Raw genomic sequence first — 23,306 nt, 5'->3', positions numbered from 1 at the left:
TCATTTGAGATTGCGGCAACGCAAGCCTTTTTGAAATGCCAATTGCAGTATCAGCGCAAAATATTTTTAGTACAGTTTTATTATTTTTTCTTGAATTTTTAATACATACACCGCATATTTACGGCATGGTTTATTAATAAATCAGATTACATTTTTAATATAAGAGGATTTACTCAATGATGCGGATTGGTTTGTTCTTGCTAACCAACCTCGCGGTACTGGTTGTAGCTGGCATAATTTTGTCACTCTTCGGTGTCGGTAGTTACCATGGCGCGGGTGGCTTAAACCTAGGCAACCTGTTGGTCATCTGTTTTGTCTTTGGTATGGTTGGCTCTTTAATTTCACTATTCATGTCTAAATGGATGGCGAAAAAAACAACTGGGACTGAATTAATTGACCCGAATGCACCTCGTAACCAAGCTGAAGCGTGGTTATTAAATGAAGTTGCGCAATTGTCGCAGCGTGCTGGTATCAAAATGCCAGAAGTGGGTATTTTCCCTTCTTACCAATCGAATGCTTTTGCAACAGGTTGGAATAAAAACGATGCTTTAGTGGCTGTATCTACAGGGCTGCTTGAGCGTATGAACAAAGATGAATTACGTGCAGTTTTGGCACACGAAATTGGTCACGTTGCCAATGGTGACATGGTGACCTTGGCACTGATTCAAGGTGTGGTCAACGCATTCGTCATGTTCTTTGCCCGTGTTGCAGGTGACTTCATTGACCGTAATGTATTTGGTCGTGAAGACGGCGAAGCACCAGGCTTGGCTTATTTTGCAATTACCATTGTACTGGATATCGTATTTGGTATTTTGGCCTCTTCAATCGTGATGTGGTTCTCGCGTCAACGTGAATACCGTGCCGATGAAGCAGGTGCACGTTTGGCAGGTAAGCAAGCCATGATTTCTGCATTATTACGTTTACAGGCAGAATCTGAAATGCCTGATGCAATGCCAAAAGAAATGAAAGCTTTTGCGATTTCTGCAGGTAAAGAAGAAGGTTTTAGCTTGGCAGCGTTATTCCAAACTCACCCAAGCATTGAACAACGTGTTGCAGCTTTACAGCAATTAAATTTACCTTAATACTGCTAGCAAGATATTGTAACAGCGACACCAAAAAGCTTCCTCAGGGAAGCTTTTTTCATGTCTGTAAATTAGATCTGCCAGATGGTTTTGTACTTTAAACAGGTTCATTTAAACAGCAAAACTTTGTGACCAGTGCCACAACCAACTTGCACCGAGCCATGCTGCCCAAATAAAGAAAATAAGAAAAATCACACCAAGCAAATCAGGCAAATGTAGCCACAGCCATGCCACTACAGGATTACGCCAAAATGCTGACTGCTGCTGTTTACGTTCCAATCGCTCATGTAAAAAAGGATGTACCACATGATGCTCACTGTGAATCTGATATTCTTCACGGATATGCGTATGCACTACATCTAAAGCTTTACGGCTTGGACGAATAAATACATCAAATACTGTGCCGACAATTGGCACAAAACCAACTACTGCATCCATCACAGCAAGTTTAATCACGGGAGTGAGTTTGGTTTGTGGTACACCAATTTGTTTGGCTTTATAAATCGCATAACAGGTCAGTGCAAAACCTGCGACATCCCCCGCGACAGGTACAGTGCCTAATGCGGCATCTGCTCCCACGCCCTGCTTGGTAAATGGAATACGCACCACAGAATCCATCATATTGGCAAACTTGGCTAAATCGCGCTCTAAGCGAATCACCTCTTGCTGGCTAAGTTTTTTTGAAGATGCAGGTTCTGGCATAGAAAACGTATCGTTGGGTAAATGCAATCTACTTGAGAATAAAGCAGTTTTTTACTCAGGTCTGTTATGATTTTATAAACAGAATTTTGATCAATGCAAAAAGTTTAAGATGAGGTCTTGAATAAGTCATCATCACCGACAGTGTTTAAAGTAACAACTGTGAAGCAATAAATAAGTACACCACCACGCCCGTTGCATCACAAATCGAGGTTACCAAAGGCGCAGAGGCACTGGCAGGGTCTAGTTTCAGGCGATGCAAAATAAAAGGCAAACTCATGCCAATTAAACAGCCCATCAGCACAATGCCCAGCATACTCAGTGCCAATACCACAGACACCATCATATCGCCACGGTAATAGCCTAAAATTGAAACCGCAAAAGCCATAGTTCCACCCAAACATAGCGCCACCAAACTTTCACGTCCGAGTAAATGCAGCCAATCTTTAAATTGCACATCACCTGTAGCCAGTGCCCGTACCATTAAGGTCGCAGACTGAGAACCCGCATTACCACCACTACCGACCAAAAGCGGCAAGAAAAAAACCAGTACAATATGTGCTGCAATAGTGTCTTCATAATGCGCAATGCCAATTCCAGACAATAAACTGCCAAATACCAAAATCACCAACCAAAACACACGTTTGCGATATAAAAATAAAATTGGCGCAGTTTTTATACTCATGCCAGGTGAAGACGCTACCGCACTTGATTTTAAAAAGTCTTCTGTAGTTTCTGCCTGTACCACGTCCATCGCATCATCATAGGTGACAATCCCCAGTAAATGCTGTGCATCATCTACAATCGGTAAGGCCAAAAAATCATAATGGCTGAGTTTTTGCGCGATACTTTCCTGATCTTCTGTCACTAAACCAGTGACTAAATCTGTGCGCATCACATTTTTAATTTTCTGTTCAGGCGGGTTTTGAATTATTTCTCTTAAAGAAATCACCCCCAATAGTTTCATCAGTTCATCGACAATATAAATCAGGTACAAAGTTTCCCGATCTGTGGTCATTCTGCGTAATTCATCTATGGCTTGCTGCATGTTCAGTTCTGGCGAGAGCACCACGAAATCCGAACTCATAATCGCGCCCGCAGATTCTTCAGGATAGCGCGCTAAAGTCTGAATCTGTGCGCGTTTTTCTTCCGTAATGTGTAAGCTGACAAAACGCTGTAAATGTGGAGAAAGTAACTTAAATAAGTCGGTGCGGTCATCTGAATGCATGGCTGAAATCAGTTTGACCAATTGCTGCGGTGCCATCGCCTCTGCAATTTGATGTTGCGAATGCAGTGGTAAAAACTCCATCACCAAGGCAGCACTGTCAATTTGTTCAATTAAACTCAGCTGTGCTTTCAGACTCAAGTGCTGCATTAAGTCGGCTAAATCGGCAGGGTTGATACCATCGATCAAGCTGCGCACTGTACTTGACTGATGTAATTGCAAGGCTTGTTCTAACTGTTCAGCGTGCAGATTGGTCATTAATCTCACCCACTCCATCATTCCAAAACGTAAAATGAAGAATGGGCAAAGTTTCTCAGCCCAAACCAACCCTTAAAAACCCGAAAATCTGTAGATTTATACAAGATTTTTAGCGTTTCATATCATAGCCTATAATTTTGCTAAGTGCCTAATAAAAAAAATCTTTAGTTTATGGGTGATGAACGATTCACTTGAAATATAGAACGAACCAGCACATACATAAACGGAATAAAAACAAGCACTAAAATTGTGCCAAAAATAACTCCACCTAAAACACTCACCCCAATTTCCTGACGGCTTGCTGCACCTGCACCAAAGGCAAATACTAGCGGCAAAATACCTGCACCAAATGCCAATGAGGTCATTAAAATAGGTCTGAGCCGTAAGCTTGCACCTTCTAAAGCGGCTTGAATCACCTGTTTGCCTTGTTGCTGCGCAGCCGAAGCAAACTCCACAATTAAAATGGCATTTTTACATGACAAACCAATGGTGGTAAGCAAGGCAATTTGGAAATAAATGTCGTTCGGGAAACCTGCCAAATAGCTGAAAATAATATTTCCACCAATTCCTAAAGGAATGGCACTCATCACGGCTGTTGGAATACTCCAACTTTCATACAAGGCAGCAAGGCATAAGAAAATAAACCCGATGGAAACCAAATACAGTAACAAAGCCTGATTGCTGGACTGATTTTCTTCAAAAGACAACCCACTCCATGCCAAGTCAATGCCCTGCTGCTGTGCCACCATCTGTTCTAAATCACGCATCGCCTGCCCTGAGCTATATCCTTCGGCAGTATCGGCTTCCATTTGCACGGCGCTATACCCCATAAAACGATTGACGACTTCTGGCCCACCGCTCCAACTGAGTTGAGCAAACTGGCTAAAAGGTACCATTTGATTTTGCTGACTGCGTACCGACCATTGATTCAAATCTTCAGGTTTACCACGAAATTCGGCATCACCCTGCATAATCACACGTTTAATTCGACCACGGTCAATAAAGTCGTTGATATAACTACCGCCCCAAGCTGCCGCTAAGGTACTGTTAATAGCCGTTTGATTTAAACCTGCTGCCATCGCCTGTTTCTGATCAATCGTGACGTTTAACTCCGCTTTTTCAGGATTGGCACGTTGATCTAAATTTTTAAAGCTTTGATATTGAGCGGCTTGCTGCTGTAAATTTTGAAATTGCTGAATTAAAAAATCGCGTCCTGTACCATTCACATCGCGCATCCAGAACTCTAAGCCATCGGTTTGCCCCAAACCACGAACTGCTGCGGGCATGCCAATGGTAATTTGTGCATTGGGATGCTGTCGAAAATACTGCATGGCACGTTCACGAATAGCTTGTGCGGTATGCTGTTGCCCTTGACGCTCATCCCAATGTTTTAGCGCAATAAAACCCTGCCCTAAATTCTGCCCTGTTCCCGAAAAATTACGTCCATAACGAATCATCACCAAATCAACATTGTGGGCTTCATGCTGCATAAAGTATTCACGTATGCTTTCGCCCACTTCACGACTTTTAGACAACGGCGCACCTTCCTGTAATTTAAATTGCACCGACAACATGCCCTGATCTTCATTCGGGATAAAACTGGTAGGTAAGGCACGGTAAAACAAGGCAAACACCGTCAATAAACCTGCAAAAATAACCAGACACACCGCTTTATGCTGAATCGTCCAGCCTGATAATTTGAGATAGTGTTGTTTTAAGCGTTCCAGTTTTTGATTAAACCAGATGGCCCATTGGGCTGGTTGTGGATTGGGTTTTAAAATCAAGGCACACAAGGCAGGCGTTAAAATTAAGGCCACACCTAAAGACAGCACCATCGCAGTGACTAAGGTGATGGAAAACTGGCGATAAATCACCCCAGTCGAACCACCAAAAAATGCCATAGGAATAAATACTGCGGTCAAAACTAAGGTGATGCCGACCAAAGCACCGCTAATTTCCTGCATAGATGCGATAGATGCCTGTTTAGCCGAGAGCTGCTGTTCGTGCATTAAACGCTCGACGTTTTCGACCACGACAATCGCATCATCCACCAACAAACCAATCGCTAAAACCAAAGCGAATAAGGTCAGCGTGTTAATACTTAGGCCAAAGAGTTGCAACACGGCCATAGTGCCTAAAATCACCACAGGCACGGTTACGGTAGGAATGAGCGTCGCGCGCCAGTTTTGTAAAAACAAGAACATCACGATGACAACTAAAATCACCGCTTCAATTAAAGTTTTCACCACTTCATTAATTGATTCCTGCACGAAAGGCGTGTTATCTCGTGGATAGACAATTTGGTAACCTTCGGGCAATTGTTGTTTTAAATGCTCAATTTGTTTTTGAATTAAGGCTGAAGTTTGTAACGCATTGGCACCAGAAGATAATGAAATCCCCATCCCTGCCGATGGAAAACCATTAATGGTATTAAAGCTTTGATAATTTTCTGCACCAAGTTCAATACGTGCCACATCTTTTAAATAAACAAAGCCACCTGCCTGATCTGCTTTTAAAATAATATTTTCAAATTCTTCTACCGTTTTTAAGCGTGAACCTGAGGTGACTTTGGCATTGAGATATTGTTCTTGTGCTGTGGGTAATTCACCAATTGCCCCTGCTGCAACTTGAGTATTTTGTGCCAATACCGCAGCACGTACATCACTTGGCATCAGCACATATTGTTTTAACTTTATCGGATTCAGCCAAATCCGCATTGCATATTGCGCACCAAAAACATCGACCTCACCCACACCTTCAATGCGTGCCAACTCTTGCTCTAAATGACTCATCATATAGTCAGACAATGCAATATTGCTGCTTTTGCCTGTGGCATCGTACAGCCCAATGACCATGTGGGTATCACCCAATGATTTAAAGACATTTACCCCCTGACGCTGCACATCTTCAGGTAAGCGGTTAATTGCGCCATTAATCGCATTTTGTACCTGGACTTGTGCGGTATCGGGGTTGGTACCATTTTCAAAGCTAATGCTGATGCGACTTCGTCCTGAAGAATCACTGCTAGAACTGAAATACAGTAAGTGATCTAAGCCTTTAATTTGCTGTTCCAAAACCTGTGTGACGCTTTCTTCAACAGTTTCTGCCGAAGCTCCTGTATACGTTGCGCTGACGGTGATACGAGGTGGTGCAATGTCTGGGTAGCGTTCTACAGGTAAATTTAATACTGAAAAAATCCCGAGTGCCATCACCACAATGGCGAGCACACCTGCAAAAATAGGACGTTCAATAAAAAATTTAGACAACATAAAACTGGATCACTTATAGATGGCAATGTTGATATTTAAATATGAAATGAATCAAGTGGATGAAGATCATCAAAAAAACTTGAAACCGTTTTTCAAATTAACACAGCAAAATAGAACTTCGATGACTGCATATCAAAAAATCTAGTTTTGTCACAAAAATATTGATTGGTCTTCATTTTTTCTCACAGATTTTGTATTTGACCTCCCAATTTTGGGATAGCTCCTAGATTCATCTTATTTCTATACTTCTGACATAACAATTTGGATGACAAGGAATTCATGATGAAAAAAACCTTATTATGCTTAACTTTAGCAGGCTTACTCAGTGCATGTGGTGGTTCAGACAATGATTCTGGTAGCAATCAGAATCCGCCACCGAGTTCAGCAACACAGATTGGTGTACTGACCGATGGCCCTGTAACTGGGGTTAAATATCTCAGAGCTTCGAGTTCAGGTGAAAGTATTGAAGGTATCACCAATGATAAAGGTGAGTTTGAATATGCTGAGGGTGATACTGTTCGCTTCTTTATTGGTGATGTGCAACTTGGTGAAGCCATTGAAGCTAAAGCACGTATTACCCCACTAGATTTGGCTGAAAGTGAAAATGCCCGTACCAACTTAATGGTATTTTTACAATCTTTAGATAGCGATGGCGACCATAGCAATGGAATTGAAATTACTGCAGACACTCAAACAGCCTTAACCGCTGTGAATATGAATTTCGAGCAAACACCCGCAGAGTTTTCAACTACGTTTGTCAATGAAGTGATCCCTAAAACCGATATCCCACTAGATCGAATCGTGACACCTGAAAAAGCTGCAGAAAACTTCCAAGCCACTTTCTATAAAGATATTGCAGGCACTTGGGAAATTGGGCGTACTGAAAGCACTGCTGTTATATTACATATTTTACCAGACGGACGTTATGCGCTAGGTGAAGCAGATGTAGCTGATGAAATAGGGAAGTCTGGTATCGAAACAGGACGACTAAATTGGAATGCTTTAACTTCAGCGCTGAGCCCTGTGATCTCAGTAGATACTAATGGAGACTACGGGCTTTCACATCCAGACAATGATGGTCATTACCGCCTAAGTTATAACGGTACAGATTTAGTGCTGACCGATGTAGGAAGTAATAGCACCTATATTTTAACTAAAGTCAAACAATCATCAGGTTTAGTCGGCACTTGGCAATTTAATCAAACTCATTTATTTGCTTTCTTTGACACAGGATTCTATTTCTTGTTAGACACTGAAGGCGATGATGATTGCGCTAACCCAGGTATTGAATATGGCAAATATTCAATGACAGCCAATACACTTGCCGCAACAGAAGTGTTATATGACACCAACGATTGCGGTGGCTTACAAGACTCTTGGGATGGCAGTAAAGTGAATGCAACTTACAGCATCTCAGGAACAAGCCTAACCTTGCATCCGCAAGGCGAAGACTCTGTTACCCTACAACGTAGTAACTAAACATATTCAAAAGCTGCCTAAGCCAAACTTAGGCAGCTTTAACCAATATGCTCAAAATGAATGGTACAACCCATTAATAAATGCATAAGTTCAATTTGCGAGTTGCATTGGGTTTTTTCATAAATATTTTTAAAATAAGTGCGCACGGAACTGAGGGTAATCCCGCAATGTTCCGCAATTTCTTCTAACTTATAACCATTCAACAACAACTCACACAGCTCAAACTCGCGTTTAGACAATTGATAAGCTTGCTGCAAATAGGCTTGTGACAAGGCATAGTGCTGATGCATATCGGTCAGAAATACCGCAATTTGATGTTGTCTTGCATTTTGATGCTGCATATTTTTTAATTTAGAACAAGGTACGATAGTCAGCATTAATTGTTGTCCTTTCGCATCTGACAAAGACAATACACCGCCTACATCTGCGTTTAATGCCGACTGTCCCAACAACGCTGAATGTAATAATTGATCTAAACGACTTTGATCATAAGCATGGGTTTTTAAACGATTATACAAGTCCAAATCTAAACATGAATCGTGTTCCAGCATGCTTTGAGCTAAAGGGTTTGAATAAATCAAACTCAGCTGATGATCAAGCAAAATTACACCTGTTTTTAAATGATCGAGCACACTATACAAACTTAAATTTTCTTGTTTAACCAAACTAAATTGACGATGGATTTGTAAGGCACGGCGCAAATGCACACCCAAATGCTTTAAAAAATCCAACTCTTTTTGTTGATACGGCGCTACATCTGGCGCACGATGTAATCCTAAAACTGCCCAACGATGTGAACCCTGATCGAGCAAAACAGCCGAGATATAACTAATTCCCGTCGGATTCAAACACCGTTCATAAAAGATATATTCATCACTTTCAGGGTTTTCCCCATAATGCGATAAATCCGAGCTCGCTACTTGCCCCACACCTAAATTTTCCCACAATACTCGGTGTAACTGCATGTCAATCACGCGAATCCGCTCATCACGATAGGCATGCAAAGCTTCATCTGGAATATTGTGACTAAATAAAAAATCGTAACTTGGGCTAAATTGATCTAAGGCAGTAAAAATGGCGGTTTTACTGTCTGTATATTGAACAATTTTTTCAATTACTTGCGGCCATAAATTCACATCTACAGCGGCATCATAAATACTGCCTATAATTTCGTGTTCTCGGTTATCCATTTTTATCCCCTTTATGCCTACTCCAGCCTGCATTACACTTATTTAATCATTTGTTTTTCTTATTATTCCAAGTAGCATAGTGGGTTTTATTCACAAAAAAAAGCAGTTTAAATACATATCACGCATTTAATAAATAAATAAATGGAAAATGGCTAGGCAGTTTTGCTTTTTCATGCGTGCAAACTCTGAATTATAAAAACCACGCCATAAAAAAACCCCGTATCTGACGATACGAGGTTTTTGAAGTTTGGGTCCGCTGATAATTACATCATGCCGCCCATACCACCCATGCCACCCATATCTGGCATTGCTGGCTTGTCTTCTGGAATTTCAGTAATCATACATTCTGTTGTTAACATCAGGCCAGCAACAGACGCTGCATGCTCAAGTGCAGAACGAGTTACTTTTGCAGGGTCAAGAATACCCATTTCCAACATGTCGCCATATTCACCAGTCGCAGCGTTATAACCATAGTTACCTTCACCGTTCTTCACAGCATTGATTACTACAGATGGCTCATCACCAGCATTGGCTACGATTTGACGAAGCGGAGCTTCGATTGCACGACGAAGAATGTTGATACCTACGTTTTGGTCATCGTTAGCACCAGTCAGACCATCAAGTGCAGATGCAGCACGCACCAGTGCAACACCACCACCTGCAACAACACCTTCTTCAACCGCAGCGCGAGTTGCGTGAAGCGCATCATCCACACGGTCTTTCTTCTCTTTCATTTCAACTTCAGTTGCAGCACCAATTTTGATGACTGCAACACCGCCTGCTAATTTAGCAACGCGTTCTTGAAGTTTTTCTTTGTCGTATTCTGAAGTAGATTCTTCGATTTGCGCACGGATTTGCTGAACACGCTCAGAAATCTGATTTGCATCACCAGCACCATCCACAATCACGGTGTTTTCTTTAGAGACTGTAACTTTGTGCGCGCTACCCAAATGCTCTAGTGATGTTTGCTCCAAAGACATACCAATTTCTTCAGAAATAACCGTACCGCCTGTCAAGATTGCAATATCTTGAAGCATTGCTTTACGACGATCACCAAAACCAGGCGCTTTCACCGCACATACTTTGATGATGCCACGCATGTTGTTCACAACAAGCGTTGCCAGCGCTTCGCCTTCAACATCTTCAGCAATGATTAGAAGTGGCTTACCTGTTTTTGCAACCGCTTCTAGGACAGCAATCAGTTCACGAATGTTGCTGATTTTTTTATCAACTAGAAGAATGAACGGATTTTCAAGTTCTGCAGTCAAAGTATCTTGTTTGTTCGCGAAGTATGGCGAGATATAACCGCGGTCAAACTGCATACCTTCTACAACGTCAAGCGCGTCTTCAAAGCCTGAACCTTCTTCAACAGTGATTACGCCTTCTTTACCAACGCGTTCCATTGCTTGTGCAATGAGTTTACCTACTGTTTCATCAGAGTTTGCAGAGATCGAACCCACTTGCTCAATCGCTTTAGTATCAGATGCTGGTTTAGCCGTTGCTTTAATGTCTGCAACGACTGCCTTAACAGCAAGGTCGATACCACGTTTCAAATCCATTGGGTTCATGCCCGCAGTTACAGATTTGATGCCTTCATTTAAAATGGCTTGTGCAAGTACTGTTGCAGTGGTCGTACCGTCACCTGCGATATCATTGGTTTTGCTAGACACTTCACGTACAAGCTGAGCACCCATGTTCTCAAACTTGTCTTTCAAGGTGATTTCTTTCGCAACAGATACACCATCTTTAGTGATGTGCGGCGCACCGAAAGAACGGTCAATCACTACGTTACGACCTTTAGGGCCTAAAGTTACTTTAACTGCGTCTGCAAGTACGTTTACACCTGCAATCATTTTTGTGCGAGCTGAATCACCAAATTTTACGTCTTTAGCTGACATGTCTAACTCCAAATATTTTTAAATAATGTTCAAATTTGCTTTGAATATGAGTTCTGAAATTAGCCTTCAAGTACCGCTAAAATGTCAGACTCTTTCATAATTAGAAGTTCTTCACCGTCTACTTTAACTGTTGTGCCTGCATAAGTACCAAACAAGACTTTGTCGCCCACTTTTACGTCTAAAGCGCGTACGCCATTGTCTGTAATTTGACCATTACCTACTGCAATCACTTCACCTTGCGCTGGTTTTTCTGCTGCAGAACCTGGAAGCAAGATACCGCCAGCTGTTTTTGTTTCTTCTTCAACACGACGAATAACTACACGGTCATGTAATGGACGAATGTTGCTCATAAATAACTCCATCAGACTAGGTCTATGTACAGATTCCTGATGACGACTTATTTATTCCTTTGGTCATCATCAAAATAAATTTTAGATGACACAGTTGTGGGGATGGAAAAAAACGCTTCAAGGGGAAAAGCTAAAAATTTTTCATTTTTTGTTGTTTTTTTAGACAAGTTGGCTAGATCGGTGATTTATTCTGCATTTTGTTGCCACAATACAAATTGCTTTTGTGTGGCATCGAAAATGTAATGCTGCACATCACCATTTTTACACAATACATTTAAGCTATTCGGCATACCTTGATGCAAACGATACGAAATTGCAGTACCCGCATGAATATCCAGCACAGGATGCGCTGCGCCTAAGGCATAAATTTGATTTAAGTCATATACTGCGGGTTGATGTAAATGTCCATGCAACAAGGCATATAAACCATTTTTACTCCACTGCTCTAAGGCAATTCGTCCCAACACTGGGCAATCTTTAATGCCGTGGCGATCATCTGGTGGTGTATAAAATGGTTGATGCGCCACCAAAATTTTAAACTTATTACTTGGCGCGGTTTGCAGCAAAGCATCAATCTCCTGAATTTGATCTAAAGAAATGTGCCCACGCGTGTGAAAACGGCGCCGAATACTATTTACGCCTATCAGATAAAAATGTTGCGTTTCCAACACACTTTCCATGCGTCCAAAAAACAACTGATAACGGGCGAATGGACTCAAAAACCTTTTCCAGAGATGATACAGCGGAATATCGTGATTACCTGGTACTACCAAATACGGCACATCTAAACTGTCTAAAAAATGCTTACAGGCATAAAATTGTGCATAACGTGCGCGTTGAGTTAAATCGCCGCTCACCACTACCGCTTCAGGCTGCAATGATGCACACAACTGTTGAATCGCCTGCATACACGCGATATTTTCGGTGCCGAAATGCAAATCAGACAGATGCAATAACATGCGGCACCTTAATGTTGAGTGCATTCTTCTGCACCGAAATATGTAATGGCGGACGCATTTTGACAATTTCCCCATCTATCGCCACGGTCAGCTGCGTCTGTGTACTGTGAATTACCACCTGATCTGCAGCAAAACTATAAACATCACTGGCTTGATCTAGTTTGCCCTGAATCATTTGCCATAAAATTTTAAATAAAGTCAGCTTATCGCTTTTGGCAACCACGACACCCGCAACTTTGCCCTGTTCTGCCGCTTGCGCAATACGTAAATTCATTTCAGATAATTGCAATTGATTATTGCCAAAGAAAATCAACGGGGTTTTTAAGGGATAAAGTGTGCCATCGATTGCAATTTTTAATTTTAACTCTTTACGGTCACGAATCAGCACATCCAAACCTGAAGTATAGGCATGCAAAGGTAAACGTCCTAAATATTGGTTATAACGCTCGCGCTTTTGAATGAATAAAGGATACAAACCCAAACTGGCATTGTTTAAATAAATATGTTGATTGATTTGTGCCACATGCACAGCTCGCGTCGTGCCTGTGGCAATGACCTGTGCGGCTTCAATTAAATCCAGTGGAATATTCAATAAACGCGCCACGTAATTAAACGTGCCTAAAGGCAAAATACCCATCGGAATGTGAGTGCCTTTCAGTTTAGCCGCCACTGCATTTAAAGTACCATCACCACCTGCTGCAACCACAACACCGCTTAACTGCGCTGCTTGATGCCGTGCTAACACCTGTTGCATCAGTTGATCAAAATTGGCGATTTCACCCATTTCAAACAATTGGATTTCAAAACCATGCTGTGACAAAACATGCAACAGTTCTTCATATACACCTTCTTGCTGTGTGGCATGAAATCCTGATTTTTGATTATAAATAAGAGATAAAGGCTGTAATGTTGTCGACATTTTCTTCAATCATTTTAAAGCTTTTGCTCTAATTTCAACCAATTGATGCAGAATGAAAAGCAGCTTTATGTAAAAATCGAATGACGACCATTCATTAAATCAATAATCATTCTTTATAAAATTTAAGATATAAGTACATGTTTTAATTAAAAATAATTAAAATAAATAATGCCCATAATTTTTTTAAATAATGATAAATGGAACACAAAAAAGTTGTAAGCCCATGTTTCATATATGTTATTCATTATTTATATGGGTATTTTTCACATAAAGCTAAATCAAGCCTATGTCTTATTTTTTTTATGTTTTTGTGCTTTAATACAGCCACTTTTTTTTCATATTTCATCTGAACCATGTACCCCATCGTTCAGATTGTACTTTGTACACGATTTGTACACATTTAAGATAGGCCTCACCATGACCCAAGTGAACGCACCAGAATTCGTTCGTCACCCTAAGCTTATTGCATGGGTTGAAGAAATTGCAAAGTTAACGAAACCAGCAAAAATTGAATGGTGTGACGGTAGCGCAGAAGAATATCAACGTCTAATCGACTTGATGATCGCTAACGGCACCATGCAAGCATTAAACCAAGAAAAACACCCTGGTTCGTACCTTGCAAATTCAGATCCTTCTGACGTTGCTCGTGTTGAAGACCGTACTTACATCTGCTCTGAAAACAAAGAAGATGCTGGTGCGACGAACAACTGGGAAGCGCCAGCTGAAATGCGCGCTAAATTAAACGGTTTATTCGACGGTTCAATGGCTGGTCGTACCATGTATGTGGTTCCATTCTCTATGGGCCCATTAGGTAGCCACATTGCGCACATCGGTATTGAATTAACTGACTCTCCTTATGTTGCTGTCAGCATGTCTAAAATGGCTCGTATGGGTAAAGCTGTTTATGACGTATTGGGCACAGATGGCGAATTTGTTCCTTGCGTACACACTGTGGGCGCACCATTGGCTGAAGGCGAAAAAGACGTTGCTTGGCCATGTAACAAAGAAAAATACATCGTACATTATCCAGAAACTCGTGAAATCTGGTCGTATGGTTCTGGTTACGGCGGTAACGCATTATTGGGTAAAAAATGCTTAGCGCTTCGTATTGCTTCTGCAATGGGCCGTGAACAAGGCTGGTTAGCAGAACACATGCTTATTTTAGGCGTGACCAATCCACAAGGCGAAAAACACTACATCGCTGCAGCATTCCCTTCTGCATGTGGTAAAACCAACTTTGCGATGTTAATTCCACCTACAGGTTACGAAGGCTGGAAAATTGAAACTGTAGGTGACGATATTGCTTGGATCAAACCAGGTGAAGATGGTCGCTTATATGCAATTAACCCAGAAGCTGGTTTCTTCGGTGTTGCTCCTGGTACAAACACCAAGACTAACCCGAACTGTATGGCAACTCTGCACAAAGACGTGATTTATACCAACGTTGCTGTGACTGACAACGGCGAAGTATGGTGGGAAGGTCTATCTAAAGAAGTTCCTGCAAACCTAACCAACTGGAAAGGTCAACCACACACTGGCGCAGAAAAAGCAGCTCATCCAAATGCGCGCTTCACTGTTGCAGCAGGTCAATGCCCTTCTATCGATGCTGACTGGGAAAATCCAGCAGGTGTTCCAATTTCAGCGTTCATCTTCGGTGGTCGTCGTGCAGACACAGTGCCTCTAATTTCAGAAGCATTTGACTGGGTAGATGGCGTATATAAAGCTGCAACTATGGGTTCTGAAACTACTGCAGCAGCCGTTGGTCAACAAGGTATTGTACGCCGCGACCCATTTGCAATGCTTCCATTTGCTGGTTACAACATGGCAGACTACTTCTCTCACTGGTTAGAAATGGGTGAGAAAGTTGGCGAAAAAGCAAAAGCTGCAGGCAACAAATTACCAGGTATTTACAACGTAAACTGGTTCCGTCGTGATGCAGAAGGCAATTTCGTATGGCCTGGTTTTGGTCAAAACATGCGTGTACTTGAGTGGATCATTGATCGTTGCGAAGGTCGTGCAGAAGCTGTTGAAACTCCAATTGGTTTTGTTCCAACGTATGAGCAATTGAACTGGACTGGTTTAGATTTCTCTAAAGAGCAATTTGAAACTGTAACAGCGCAAGACAAAGAACAATGGATCAAAGAGTTAGAAAGCCACACTGAGTTATTCAACAAACTTGGTGAGCGCCTACCTGCTGCATTGAAAGCACGTCAAGCTGCTTTACTTGAAGCGGTTAAATCTGCGTAATTCAACGCTGATTGCTAAGAAAAGGTCACTTCGGTGACCTTTTTTTATTGCCCTAATATTTTAGTTGCTAAAAACATCAACATTCCAGCTTCAACATCCCCACCTGATGTGTAAATACTAAATAATACGAAGATTCAAGGTAAAAACATGACACCACAAGCACATGCTCATCAACCCAAAATATAGACAGCCTGCCACACCACTAACAAAGCCATGCTTTGTCCTCTCAGCTATGGCATACTTCAAACAAGAATTAATGACTTCAAAACATGGGACATGATCATGAATAAAACCATGAAGAATACAATGATTATTTTGGCTATGACGGGACTTGGGTTAGGTTTATCCGCTTGTCAAAGTTTGCCTGAGCAAAACGAGAATAGTTTTGTTGGCTATAAAGTCGAAAGCAAAACTGATCGCACCGCAGTATTAGCCTACACTCTTGCAGGACGTCAAAACCAACAGCGCGATGAAAGTAAATTACAGCGTGCTTGCCAAAAAGAACTTGGTGCGCATAAAACTTATCAATTGCGGATTTTAAGTATTAATGAAGTGGTGAATCCTGCAGCCAACCAACAAGACCCGTATGGTCGCCAACTTGGGCAAAGCCGCACCTCTATTGGCTTATCGAACACACCTGAGCTACATAGCAGTGAAAACTATGCTACACGTCAGGCCTTAGATGCTCGCCCAAGCACACTGCGCATTGTGCGTTATAGCTGCAATTAATTCGCGCCACAAAACTGGCTTCCTATAAGACGTGATGAGTTATCGCGTCTTATAAAAACTCACATTACGGAACTCTTTGGCTTCATCCAAATCTGGCCATGTGGTCGCGCTGCGTTCATCTATTTTTATATATTGTGGATGACTAAAGTTTTTCACTCGGCTGTCTGCCACCCAAACTTCTGGGGCGAACTTTAAGAACTCATCTAAAAAAAAGCGATTGCATTGATCATAAAGTACATCGGCAGCCAACAATACATCCACTTGTTCTGCTTTGTATAGATCATCTAAATATTCAAGCACCACATCATTCAATTCAGCATTGGCTCGACAGGCTGCAAGGCTAATGGGGTCAATATCACAACAAATTACCCGTTTGGCACCTGCCATTTTTGCAGCAATCGCCACCACGCCCGAACCTGCACCAAAGTCTAAAACGACTTTATTTTTTACTTGCTGCGGTTCTGCCAATAACCATTGCGCCATTGCAAGTCCTGAAGCCCAACAGAAAATCCAGTACGGCGTATCATTCCAAATACGACGAATCACTTCATCATCTAGCTTGTCGGTAGGAAATACTGGTGGAATAAGCCAAAGTGAAATAGGCGTTTCAGGCAATTGCTGTGCCAGTAATTCACAATTTGGAATTACATCATGTAAAGCATCTAAAAGATGTTCAGGGGCTTTAGGAAATTGAAAGGTACAGCTCATTGGATTTTTATTCGTTCTAATTTAAAAAGTTCCCTCTGCTTTTTTAAAGGAGAGGGAGCATTCATTATTTTTACAATGAATTCCCCACTCTTTTTTAGGAGAGTTAGGGAGAGAATTTTTAAGCCCTCATTCCAGCCTTCTCCCTGAGCCGTATACGGCGCAAGAGAAGGAGCATCCATTATTTTCACAATGAATTTCCCCTCTCCTGAGCAAAATTTAAAGCACTGCTTTTAAATTGAAGCGCAAGAGAAGGTTAGGGAGAGGTCTTCATCAACCTAACGCTTTCTCAGCCGCTTCAACCGTTTGACGAATCAAAGTTGTAATGGTCATTGGGCCAACGCCACCTGGTACAGGCGTATATGCAGAAGCAATCTCTTCAATGCCTTGCAATTGGATATCTCCAACACCACCGCCATCACGTGGATGGAAGCCTGCATCAACAACCACAGCGCCTGGTTTGATCCAGTCTTTTTGAATCAATTCAGCTTTACCAACCGCACCAACAATAATGTCCGCTTGTTTCACAAAACTTGCAAGATCTTGAGTACGTGAATGGCAAATGGTCACTGTGGCATTTGCTTCAAGAAGCATCGCAGCCATTGGTTTACCTAAAATTGCCGAACGCCCCACAACAACGGCATGTTTGCCTGCGATTTCAATGTTGTTTTCTTTAAGAATGGTCATAATGCCTGCAGGTGTTGCAGAACCATATGCAGCTTCGCCCATTGCCATACGACCATAACCTAAACAGGTCACACCATCTACGTCTTTTGCAAGTGAAATCGCATCAAAACAAGCACGCTCATCAATTTGCGCAGGAACTGGGTGTTGCAACAAAATACCATGCACATCAGGATTGGCATTCAATTTTTCAATTTCTGCCAATAATTGTTCTGTGGTGGTTTCTGTTGGCAATTCTACTTTTAAAGAATCCATGCCCACACGACGGCAAGCATTGCCCTTCATGCGTACATAAGTTGCAGATGCACCGTCATCACCGACCAAAATAGTCGCTAGAATTGGGGTACGACCTGATTTTGCTTTTAACGCTTCTACACGTGTTAACAGATCAGCTTCAATTTGTTTTGCCAATGCACGACCGTCTAAAATTAATGCCACGGCACATCTCCAAATGTTGATATGAATCAATTTTGCAAATAATACATGATTATTTAGACTATTTTATTCTATATGTCGAATTAATGTGCATCTGCTCATTTAATAGTATTGTTTTTTTTTCAGAGCTTGCTAATATACGCATCACAAGACGCGGCGGGGTGGCAGAGTGGTCATGCAGCGGACTGCAACTCCGTGGACGCCGGTTCGATTCCGACCTCCGCCTCCAATCTTGTAAAACTATGCCCGAGTGGTGAAATCGGTAGACACAGGGGATTTAAAATCCCCCGCCCTAAAAGCGTGCCAGTTCGAGTCTGGCCTCGGGCACCATTTTAAAATAGATTAAAATGGTGCAAATAAAGAACCCAGCATTAAGCTGGTTTTTTTATGCCTAAATTTTAGGTTTTCCCCTCTTTATTCAATATTCAATGATGCCTCTATGAACCCTAAACAAGCGCTTCTTGATTTGCAGCAATTGCAACAACAATACCCTGCTGCATTTAAAAGAAATATTTTGTTTTATGGTTTTATTCAAAGCAAAGGCATGCTGGATGATTGGAAAGAAATGATTCCATGGGTCTTGGCCTGCCTGATTTTTATTCCTATTTCAATCAGTCTGGCGCACGGGATTCAAAACTTTGCACCGCAGTACGATGCCTTTCAAGCCAAGGCATTGGCGATTTTAGCCATCATGTTAGGTTTTATGCTGCTTCTACCTTATGTGTTGTATCAAATTAAACACAGTTCGGCATCGTGGTATCAACTACAGCAACATGCCACCATAAAAATAGCAGTATTGATTCTGCTACAAGCGGTAAATTTCGCCTATTTTCAGAGTGCAATTCTGCAAGGGATTTTATTCTTTTTCTGCATCAGTTTTGGTTTTGTACGTTTCTATAAAGAGAATATGTTCCGTGACCACATAAGCCTTGAACAAAAATATTGCTTAACGCAATTTCGCCGTGCTGCGTATTGGTCATATCGTCAAGCTGCTAAAATTCAATATCGGATGTATTTTTCCAATAAAAATAGCCCTCGTTTTGCCCAATTGAATCAGCAATATCAACATGCAATTCAGTTACATCAACAACTGATGCAGGCTGAACACAATTTATGTAAAAGGATTAAGTACATAGATTTAGATAGTTATATTCAAGATAAACTCGATTAAAAACCTCCGCTTAATCATCAAAAAAAACCGAGCAACTTAGACTCGGTTTTCTGTAAATATCACACCAATTTTAAGCAGTTTTAGCGACATCAATGATTGGTTTTAAGTCTACACCATACTTCTGTTGATGACCACGCGTATCATCGAGTTTGTATTCACGTGCCTTAACCGTATCTATAAACTTCCAATCTGCAACCACTTGCGCACGATCAAAAGTCACCGTTAAATAACCACGTTGATTTAAGTTGCAATAATCCAGTTCATCAATCAGTTCTTGAAAGGCATATTCCAACGCTGCCATTTCGTCTGCAGGCACATTTAAGTAATACTCAATTCCGGGCGATGATACCGAGCTGGTCGCGAATTCCAACCCAACCTCATGATTTGTTTCATGTGTATGCAAGGTTGCAGCCCAAGCATTGTGAGTATCACCTGCCAACACCACTGCTTTTTTCCCAAGTTGCTGCAATGTCCCATACACAACTTCTCGCTCGTAGGCATAACCATCCCAAGCATCGAGGTTATAAGGTGCAACCGCATACAAACGTGCCTTATCTACTGCTGTCAAAGTTGGATCATTCGCTTTTAAACGCAATTTCAGCGTGACCAATTCTGTAATTTTCTGCTTCATTTGTGCAAGTGTTTCAGGTTGCTGGTCACCATTGGTGATTTTCGCTAAAGGCAATAACAGTTCTTGTGGAATCAGTATTTTCGCCATCAACACTTGTTGAGCCAAAACATTCCAAGTAGCCTTAGACTGCCCCAACTGCTTTTGCAACCATTCTCGTTGAACTCCACCCATCAATGTGCGTTGATCACTAAATAAATCTGCCTGAAATTTAGCAGCATCAATACCTTCTGCCGTCATATAGTTAGCATAATCTAATTGCTTATGACGCGCCAAAATACGCGTATCCAGCATCATCAAATTCACCAAACCACCAAAATCAAACTGGCGATAAATATTCAAATGATCATTTTCTGCAACTGGACGAATTGGCATCCACTCGAAATAAGCCTGTAATGCGGCAATTTTACGTTCTATAAAGCTGCCTTCACCTTCTTGATGATTATCTGCACCCGCTTCCCAAGTATCATTACTGAGTTCATGGTCATCCCAAATGACAATAAATGGATGGCGTTGGTGAGCAGTCTGCAAATCAGCATCGGTACGATATAAAGCATAACGTTTACGATAATCATCTAACTTGATAATTTCTTTATCATTGTCTGCAGCAAAGGTACGTCCTAACTGTTTTGCATCGTCAGTCGCGTAGCCACCTTGTCCATATTCATAAATATAATCACCCAAGTGAATAATCACATCCAGATTGTTTTCCTGTGCCATTTCTTTATACACATGAAAATAACCTGCGGGATAGTTCGAGCAAGAACAGACCGCAAATTTCACTTGATCGCTGCGTTGTGGCAAGGTTTTGGTCTGTCCTATAGCAGAAACCGTATTACCAAAGCGGAAACGGTAATAATATTTAGTCCCTGCCTGTAAACGATCTGCGTCCACTTTAACAGTAAAATCTTGCGCTGCGCTGGTTTGTACTTTGCCAGTATTTACCAATTGCTTAAACGCCTCATCGCTGGCAATTTCCCAAACCACTTCAATGCATGCTGCCATGTCACTTGGCGTTACACGTGTCCATAAAATGATACGATCATGCAGCGGATCACCACTGGCGACACCATGCAAAAACTGCACCTTTAATGCATTTTCTGCTGTATTTTCATTGTCATCACCACATGCAGTTAATGCGACTGGCAATGACAACGCCCCAAAACCAGCCAAACTTTTTTGAATCAGCTCTCGGCGAGTTAAGCGAATGTTCATGAATATTCCTTTTATTTTTCTTGAGCGCTCAACATAGAAATTTATGATTTCGCTTTGATCTCAAATTCATGAAATATTGATGACAAACAGCAGAAATATACTGCAAACCGAACTTTTTTCAAGCTAATAAGTTGAATTGATTGAAAAGAAAGCAATTGTAAATAAATTTACTTGCCAAGATTTATTTCGTCCTCTATTATTGCGCACATGCCCGAGTGGTGAAATCGGTAGACACAGGGGATTTAAAATCCCCCGCCCTCAAAGCGTGCCAGTTCGAGTCTGGCCTCGGGCACCATTTTAATGAATCAAATCATTCAAATGGTGCAAATAAAGAACTCCAGCATTAAGCTGGTTTTTTTATGCCTAAAAAATATAATATTGAAAACGATAACACTTATGTGCCGATGATTTGAAATGTCTCTACAACGCTTTATCTTCTCTTTCAAATGGGTGATCTGTTTATGCTGCTTGCTCAGTTTTGCAAGCCATGCACAAAATCCCAGCCTTGAGTCAGCAACCGAATCCGTAAACCCAATTGAAACTGATGCAGAATTTTATGATGTTTTTGCAGGAACATTGCAATATAAAAATCAAGAATTACAATTACGTCGTTGCAGCTTAGGCAACAATTTATATTTATTAAATTTCCAAAATCCTGAAGAAGAAAAGCAACTCAAAACTTTGCTGCAACAAAATACAAAGTTTTGGGTCAATTTAATTGCACAGCCGAATGAACATAATGGGCTATATACGTTGAATGTTCGGGAAATTGCAGAACTACATACACAGCAAAGTTGCCATTTGGATGATGTTTTAGATGATTTATTGAATCACTCATAAATTAAAGCTGAAAGAGAGTGACCTATCACCACTCTCTCGTTGCAATCAACTCTTCCATTTCAATGTCAAAATGACCCTGATCTTGCAGTACCATCATCATCGCTTCTGCAATATAGTCAGTTGCAGCATCATCTAAATCTGAATCTAAGTCTTGAAATTGTGGCTTCATTTGGTTAATCGCCTGCACTGTCTGATCTGCAAAGTAGTAAATATCAGTTTCCGAAACACCCGCTTGCGATACCTGTTTTGCAAAGCGCAAAATGAGTTGCTTAAGTTCAGCAACCAAAATATCTGGGTAGTATTCGTCATCAAACATCGGGAGAAGTAAATCTGCAAACATACAGGCACTCAAAAAAATACAGAGATTTAAGCGTGCCTATATACCATAAGCCTAGCCTTTATACTAGCTTAGGCAAAATTTCACAGGCCTGAATGATTTATTCAAGTACGTTTATTTAAGCACTTTGCATGGCTTGCCATATTTTAATGGCATCTGAGGTGGCTTTTACATCATGCGCACGTACCATACATGCACCTTGCTGAATACTAAGTAAATGCGCAGCCACTGACCCCACGGCACGCTCTGTAGCTTCTACCGCACCCGTAGCTTCACCAATAAAACGCTTACGCGACAATGCAGATAAGATTGGATAACCCATGCGATTGAGTTGATACAGCTCATTAAGCAATTTCAGGTTTTGCTGTGCATTTTTTGCAAAACCAAAACCTGGATCAATCATAATATTTTCAGGCTTTACACCTGCAGCCAGCGCATCTTGAACCCGTTGCTGCAACTCAGCAATCACGTCTTCCGTCACATCATCATATTGATCTAAATTATTCATGGTGGTCGGTTCGCCACGCATGTGCATAATGATCACAGGGATATTTAATTCAGCAGCCGTTTGCAGTGCATAAGGACGCGTCAAGGCACGCACATCATTCCAAATATGCGCACCAGCGTTTACTGCAGCACGAATTACCTCAGGCTGTGAGGTATCAATGGATAGCACCACATTATGTTGTGATAAGGCCTCAACCACAGGTACGACACGACTAATTTCTTCTTCAACACTTACAGGGCTCGCACCTGGGCGAGTTGACTCTCCCCCAATATCAATTACGGTCGCTCCTTCGGCCATCATTTCCAAAGCACGTGCTACAGCATCCTCTTTTTCATTATGACGACCACCATCACTAAACGAGTCTGGTGTCACGTTCAAAATTCCCATGACATGCGGTTGAGATAAATCCAAACTCAAACGTCCGCATTGCAATACACGTTTAGGCAATGGCATGAGCTGCATGCTGATCTTCCTGTTCA

19 protein-coding genes and 3 tRNA genes are annotated in these 23,306 nt (G+C 41.5%); 9 read left to right on the top strand and 13 right to left on the bottom strand.

Features of this window, described 5'->3' with window-relative positions; translation table 11 throughout:
• The first annotated feature begins 176 nt into the window (after positions 1–176).
• Entirely contained in the window at positions 177–1,082 is a 906-nt protein-coding gene (gene htpX, locus FTU58_RS00460) for a protease HtpX (protein WP_004972117.1), read from the top strand.
• 111 nt (positions 1,083–1,193) lie between these two features.
• On the opposite strand, the gene FTU58_RS00455 is transcribed toward htpX, so the two are convergent.
• From FTU58_RS00455 to FTU58_RS00445, 3 genes are all read right to left on the bottom strand, one after another.
• Positions 1,194–1,784 carry a DUF4112 domain-containing protein gene (locus tag FTU58_RS00455; protein WP_004972119.1) on the bottom strand — a complete coding sequence of 197 codons (591 nt, stop codon included), beginning with the start codon at positions 1,782–1,784 and terminating at the stop codon, positions 1,194–1,196.
• A gap of 145 nt (positions 1,785–1,929) precedes the next feature.
• The gene (gene mgtE, locus FTU58_RS00450; protein ID WP_179988559.1) at positions 1,930–3,264 is read right to left on the bottom strand and encodes a magnesium transporter; all 1,335 of its coding nucleotides are present in this window, start codon (positions 3,262–3,264) and stop codon (positions 1,930–1,932) included.
• A gap of 164 nt (positions 3,265–3,428) precedes the next feature.
• Positions 3,429–6,533 (bottom strand): multidrug efflux RND transporter permease subunit, encoded by a 3,105-nt coding sequence (locus tag FTU58_RS00445; RefSeq protein WP_180061915.1) that lies wholly within the window; start codon positions 6,531–6,533, stop codon positions 3,429–3,431.
• Between the two features lie 282 nt (positions 6,534–6,815).
• Between FTU58_RS00445 and FTU58_RS00440 the strand changes: the two genes are divergently transcribed.
• Complete coding sequence (locus tag FTU58_RS00440; protein ID WP_180061914.1) at positions 6,816–8,012, top strand: hypothetical protein; 1,197 nt, start codon at positions 6,816–6,818, stop codon at positions 8,010–8,012.
• A 38-nt stretch (positions 8,013–8,050) separates the two neighbouring features.
• Here FTU58_RS00440 and FTU58_RS00435 read toward each other — a convergent pair whose 3' ends face one another.
• The 5 genes from FTU58_RS00435 to FTU58_RS00415 form a co-directional block, all read right to left on the bottom strand.
• Positions 8,051–9,202 carry a LuxR C-terminal-related transcriptional regulator gene (locus FTU58_RS00435; protein WP_180008935.1) on the bottom strand — a complete coding sequence of 384 codons (1,152 nt, stop codon included), beginning with the start codon at positions 9,200–9,202 and terminating at the stop codon, positions 8,051–8,053.
• Between the two features lie 263 nt (positions 9,203–9,465).
• Positions 9,466–11,100 carry a chaperonin GroEL gene (gene groL / locus FTU58_RS00430; RefSeq protein WP_154320958.1) on the bottom strand — a complete coding sequence of 545 codons (1,635 nt, stop codon included), beginning with the start codon at positions 11,098–11,100 and terminating at the stop codon, positions 9,466–9,468.
• A gap of 59 nt (positions 11,101–11,159) precedes the next feature.
• Entirely contained in the window at positions 11,160–11,450 is a 291-nt protein-coding gene (gene groES / locus FTU58_RS00425) for a co-chaperone GroES (protein WP_004972131.1), read from the bottom strand.
• Positions 11,451–11,635: 185 nt separating this feature from the next.
• Positions 11,636–12,409 (bottom strand): metallophosphoesterase, encoded by a 774-nt coding sequence (locus FTU58_RS00420; RefSeq protein WP_180061913.1) that lies wholly within the window; start codon positions 12,407–12,409, stop codon positions 11,636–11,638.
• Positions 12,390–13,328 carry a diacylglycerol kinase family protein gene (locus FTU58_RS00415; protein ID WP_180061912.1) on the bottom strand — a complete coding sequence of 313 codons (939 nt, stop codon included), beginning with the start codon at positions 13,326–13,328 and terminating at the stop codon, positions 12,390–12,392. The genes FTU58_RS00420 and FTU58_RS00415 overlap by 20 nt, the downstream gene beginning before the upstream one ends.
• 417 nt (positions 13,329–13,745) lie before the next feature.
• On the opposite strand from FTU58_RS00415, the gene FTU58_RS00410 reads away from it, so the two are divergent.
• Positions 13,746–15,575 carry a phosphoenolpyruvate carboxykinase (GTP) gene (locus FTU58_RS00410; RefSeq protein WP_180061911.1) on the top strand — a complete coding sequence of 610 codons (1,830 nt, stop codon included), beginning with the start codon at positions 13,746–13,748 and terminating at the stop codon, positions 15,573–15,575.
• A 294-nt stretch (positions 15,576–15,869) separates the two neighbouring features.
• Positions 15,870–16,304 (top strand): hypothetical protein, encoded by a 435-nt coding sequence (locus tag FTU58_RS00405; RefSeq protein WP_026438295.1) that lies wholly within the window; start codon positions 15,870–15,872, stop codon positions 16,302–16,304.
• 39 nt (positions 16,305–16,343) lie between these two features.
• Here the strand turns inward: FTU58_RS00405 and FTU58_RS00400 are convergent, their stop codons facing one another.
• Together FTU58_RS00400 and folD are read right to left on the bottom strand one after the other, a co-directional pair.
• Positions 16,344–17,012: a methyltransferase gene (locus tag FTU58_RS00400; RefSeq protein ID WP_004972140.1), complete on the bottom strand. Its 669-nt coding sequence runs from the start codon at positions 17,010–17,012 to the stop codon at positions 16,344–16,346.
• Between the two features lie 270 nt (positions 17,013–17,282).
• The gene (gene folD, locus FTU58_RS00395) at positions 17,283–18,131 is read right to left on the bottom strand and encodes a bifunctional methylenetetrahydrofolate dehydrogenase/methenyltetrahydrofolate cyclohydrolase FolD (protein WP_178318548.1); all 849 of its coding nucleotides are present in this window, start codon (positions 18,129–18,131) and stop codon (positions 17,283–17,285) included.
• A gap of 152 nt (positions 18,132–18,283) precedes the next feature.
• On the opposite strand from folD, the gene FTU58_RS00390 reads away from it, so the two are divergent.
• The 3 genes from FTU58_RS00390 to FTU58_RS00380 all read left to right on the top strand — a co-directional run bounded on the left by FTU58_RS00390 (position 18,284) and on the right by FTU58_RS00380 (position 19,299).
• Positions 18,284–18,357: transfer RNA gene (locus FTU58_RS00390), tRNA-Cys, on the top strand.
• A gap of 15 nt (positions 18,358–18,372) precedes the next feature.
• Positions 18,373–18,458 (top strand) — tRNA-Leu (locus FTU58_RS00385).
• A 109-nt stretch (positions 18,459–18,567) separates the two neighbouring features.
• Positions 18,568–19,299: a hypothetical protein gene (locus FTU58_RS00380; protein WP_178318547.1), complete on the top strand. Its 732-nt coding sequence runs from the start codon at positions 18,568–18,570 to the stop codon at positions 19,297–19,299.
• A gap of 70 nt (positions 19,300–19,369) precedes the next feature.
• On the opposite strand, the gene FTU58_RS00375 is transcribed toward FTU58_RS00380, so the two are convergent.
• Positions 19,370–21,142, bottom strand: coding sequence for an alkaline phosphatase (locus FTU58_RS00375; RefSeq protein ID WP_180061910.1), 1,773 nt, complete (start codon positions 21,140–21,142; stop codon positions 19,370–19,372).
• 209 nt (positions 21,143–21,351) lie between these two features.
• On the opposite strand from FTU58_RS00375, the gene FTU58_RS00370 reads away from it, so the two are divergent.
• Both FTU58_RS00370 and FTU58_RS00365 read left to right on the top strand, forming a co-directional pair.
• Positions 21,352–21,437 (top strand) — tRNA-Leu (locus FTU58_RS00370).
• A gap of 119 nt (positions 21,438–21,556) precedes the next feature.
• Positions 21,557–21,982 (top strand): hypothetical protein, encoded by a 426-nt coding sequence (locus FTU58_RS00365; protein WP_180061909.1) that lies wholly within the window; start codon positions 21,557–21,559, stop codon positions 21,980–21,982.
• 25 nt (positions 21,983–22,007) lie between these two features.
• On the opposite strand, the gene FTU58_RS00360 is transcribed toward FTU58_RS00365, so the two are convergent.
• Both FTU58_RS00360 and folP read right to left on the bottom strand, forming a co-directional pair.
• Entirely contained in the window at positions 22,008–22,322 is a 315-nt protein-coding gene (locus tag FTU58_RS00360) for a DUF5713 family protein (protein ID WP_180061908.1), read from the bottom strand.
• Positions 22,323–22,437: 115 nt separating this feature from the next.
• Positions 22,438–23,289, bottom strand: a complete 852-nt coding sequence (gene folP, locus FTU58_RS00355; RefSeq protein WP_216076790.1) for a dihydropteroate synthase — start codon at positions 23,287–23,289, stop codon at positions 22,438–22,440.
• Positions 23,290–23,306 lie beyond the last annotated feature (17 nt).

Source organism: Acinetobacter sp. YH12120 (assembly GCF_013418795.1).
GTDB classification, from domain to species: Bacteria; Pseudomonadota; Gammaproteobacteria; order Pseudomonadales; family Moraxellaceae; genus Acinetobacter; species Acinetobacter towneri.
The sequence above is the reverse complement of the archived record's forward strand: the minus strand, read 5'-3'. Positions and strand labels throughout refer to the sequence as shown.

Excerpts from the sequence above, each read along its gene's own strand:
- FTU58_RS00405 (WP_026438295.1), top strand. The coding sequence starts at position 15,870 with ATGAAGAATACAATGATTATTTTGGCTATGACGGGACTTGGGTTAGGT.
- FTU58_RS00380 (WP_178318547.1), top strand. The coding sequence starts at position 18,568 with ATGAACCCTAAACAAGCGCTTCTTGATTTGCAGCAATTGCAACAACAA.
- folP (WP_216076790.1), bottom strand. The coding sequence starts at position 23,289 with ATGCAGCTCATGCCATTGCCTAAACGTGTATTGCAATGCGGACGTTTG.
- htpX (WP_004972117.1), top strand. The coding sequence starts at position 177 with ATGATGCGGATTGGTTTGTTCTTGCTAACCAACCTCGCGGTACTGGTT.
- groES (WP_004972131.1), bottom strand. The coding sequence starts at position 11,450 with ATGAGCAACATTCGTCCATTACATGACCGTGTAGTTATTCGTCGTGTT.
- groL (WP_154320958.1), bottom strand. The coding sequence starts at position 11,100 with ATGTCAGCTAAAGACGTAAAATTTGGTGATTCAGCTCGCACAAAAATG.
- FTU58_RS00375 (WP_180061910.1), bottom strand. The coding sequence starts at position 21,142 with ATGAACATTCGCTTAACTCGCCGAGAGCTGATTCAAAAAAGTTTGGCT.
- FTU58_RS00435 (WP_180008935.1), bottom strand. The coding sequence starts at position 9,202 with ATGGATAACCGAGAACACGAAATTATAGGCAGTATTTATGATGCCGCT.
- mgtE (WP_179988559.1), bottom strand. The coding sequence starts at position 3,264 with ATGACCAATCTGCACGCTGAACAGTTAGAACAAGCCTTGCAATTACAT.
- FTU58_RS00410 (WP_180061911.1), top strand. The coding sequence starts at position 13,746 with ATGACCCAAGTGAACGCACCAGAATTCGTTCGTCACCCTAAGCTTATT.
- FTU58_RS00415 (WP_180061912.1), bottom strand. The coding sequence starts at position 13,328 with ATGTCGACAACATTACAGCCTTTATCTCTTATTTATAATCAAAAATCA.
- FTU58_RS00440 (WP_180061914.1), top strand. The coding sequence starts at position 6,816 with ATGAAAAAAACCTTATTATGCTTAACTTTAGCAGGCTTACTCAGTGCA.
- FTU58_RS00455 (WP_004972119.1), bottom strand. The coding sequence starts at position 1,784 with ATGCCAGAACCTGCATCTTCAAAAAAACTTAGCCAGCAAGAGGTGATT.
- FTU58_RS00445 (WP_180061915.1), bottom strand. The coding sequence starts at position 6,533 with ATGTTGTCTAAATTTTTTATTGAACGTCCTATTTTTGCAGGTGTGCTC.
- FTU58_RS00400 (WP_004972140.1), bottom strand. The coding sequence starts at position 17,012 with ATGAGCTGTACCTTTCAATTTCCTAAAGCCCCTGAACATCTTTTAGAT.
- FTU58_RS00365 (WP_180061909.1), top strand. The coding sequence starts at position 21,557 with ATGTCTCTACAACGCTTTATCTTCTCTTTCAAATGGGTGATCTGTTTA.
- FTU58_RS00420 (WP_180061913.1), bottom strand. The coding sequence starts at position 12,409 with ATGTTATTGCATCTGTCTGATTTGCATTTCGGCACCGAAAATATCGCG.
- FTU58_RS00360 (WP_180061908.1), bottom strand. The coding sequence starts at position 22,322 with ATGTTTGCAGATTTACTTCTCCCGATGTTTGATGACGAATACTACCCA.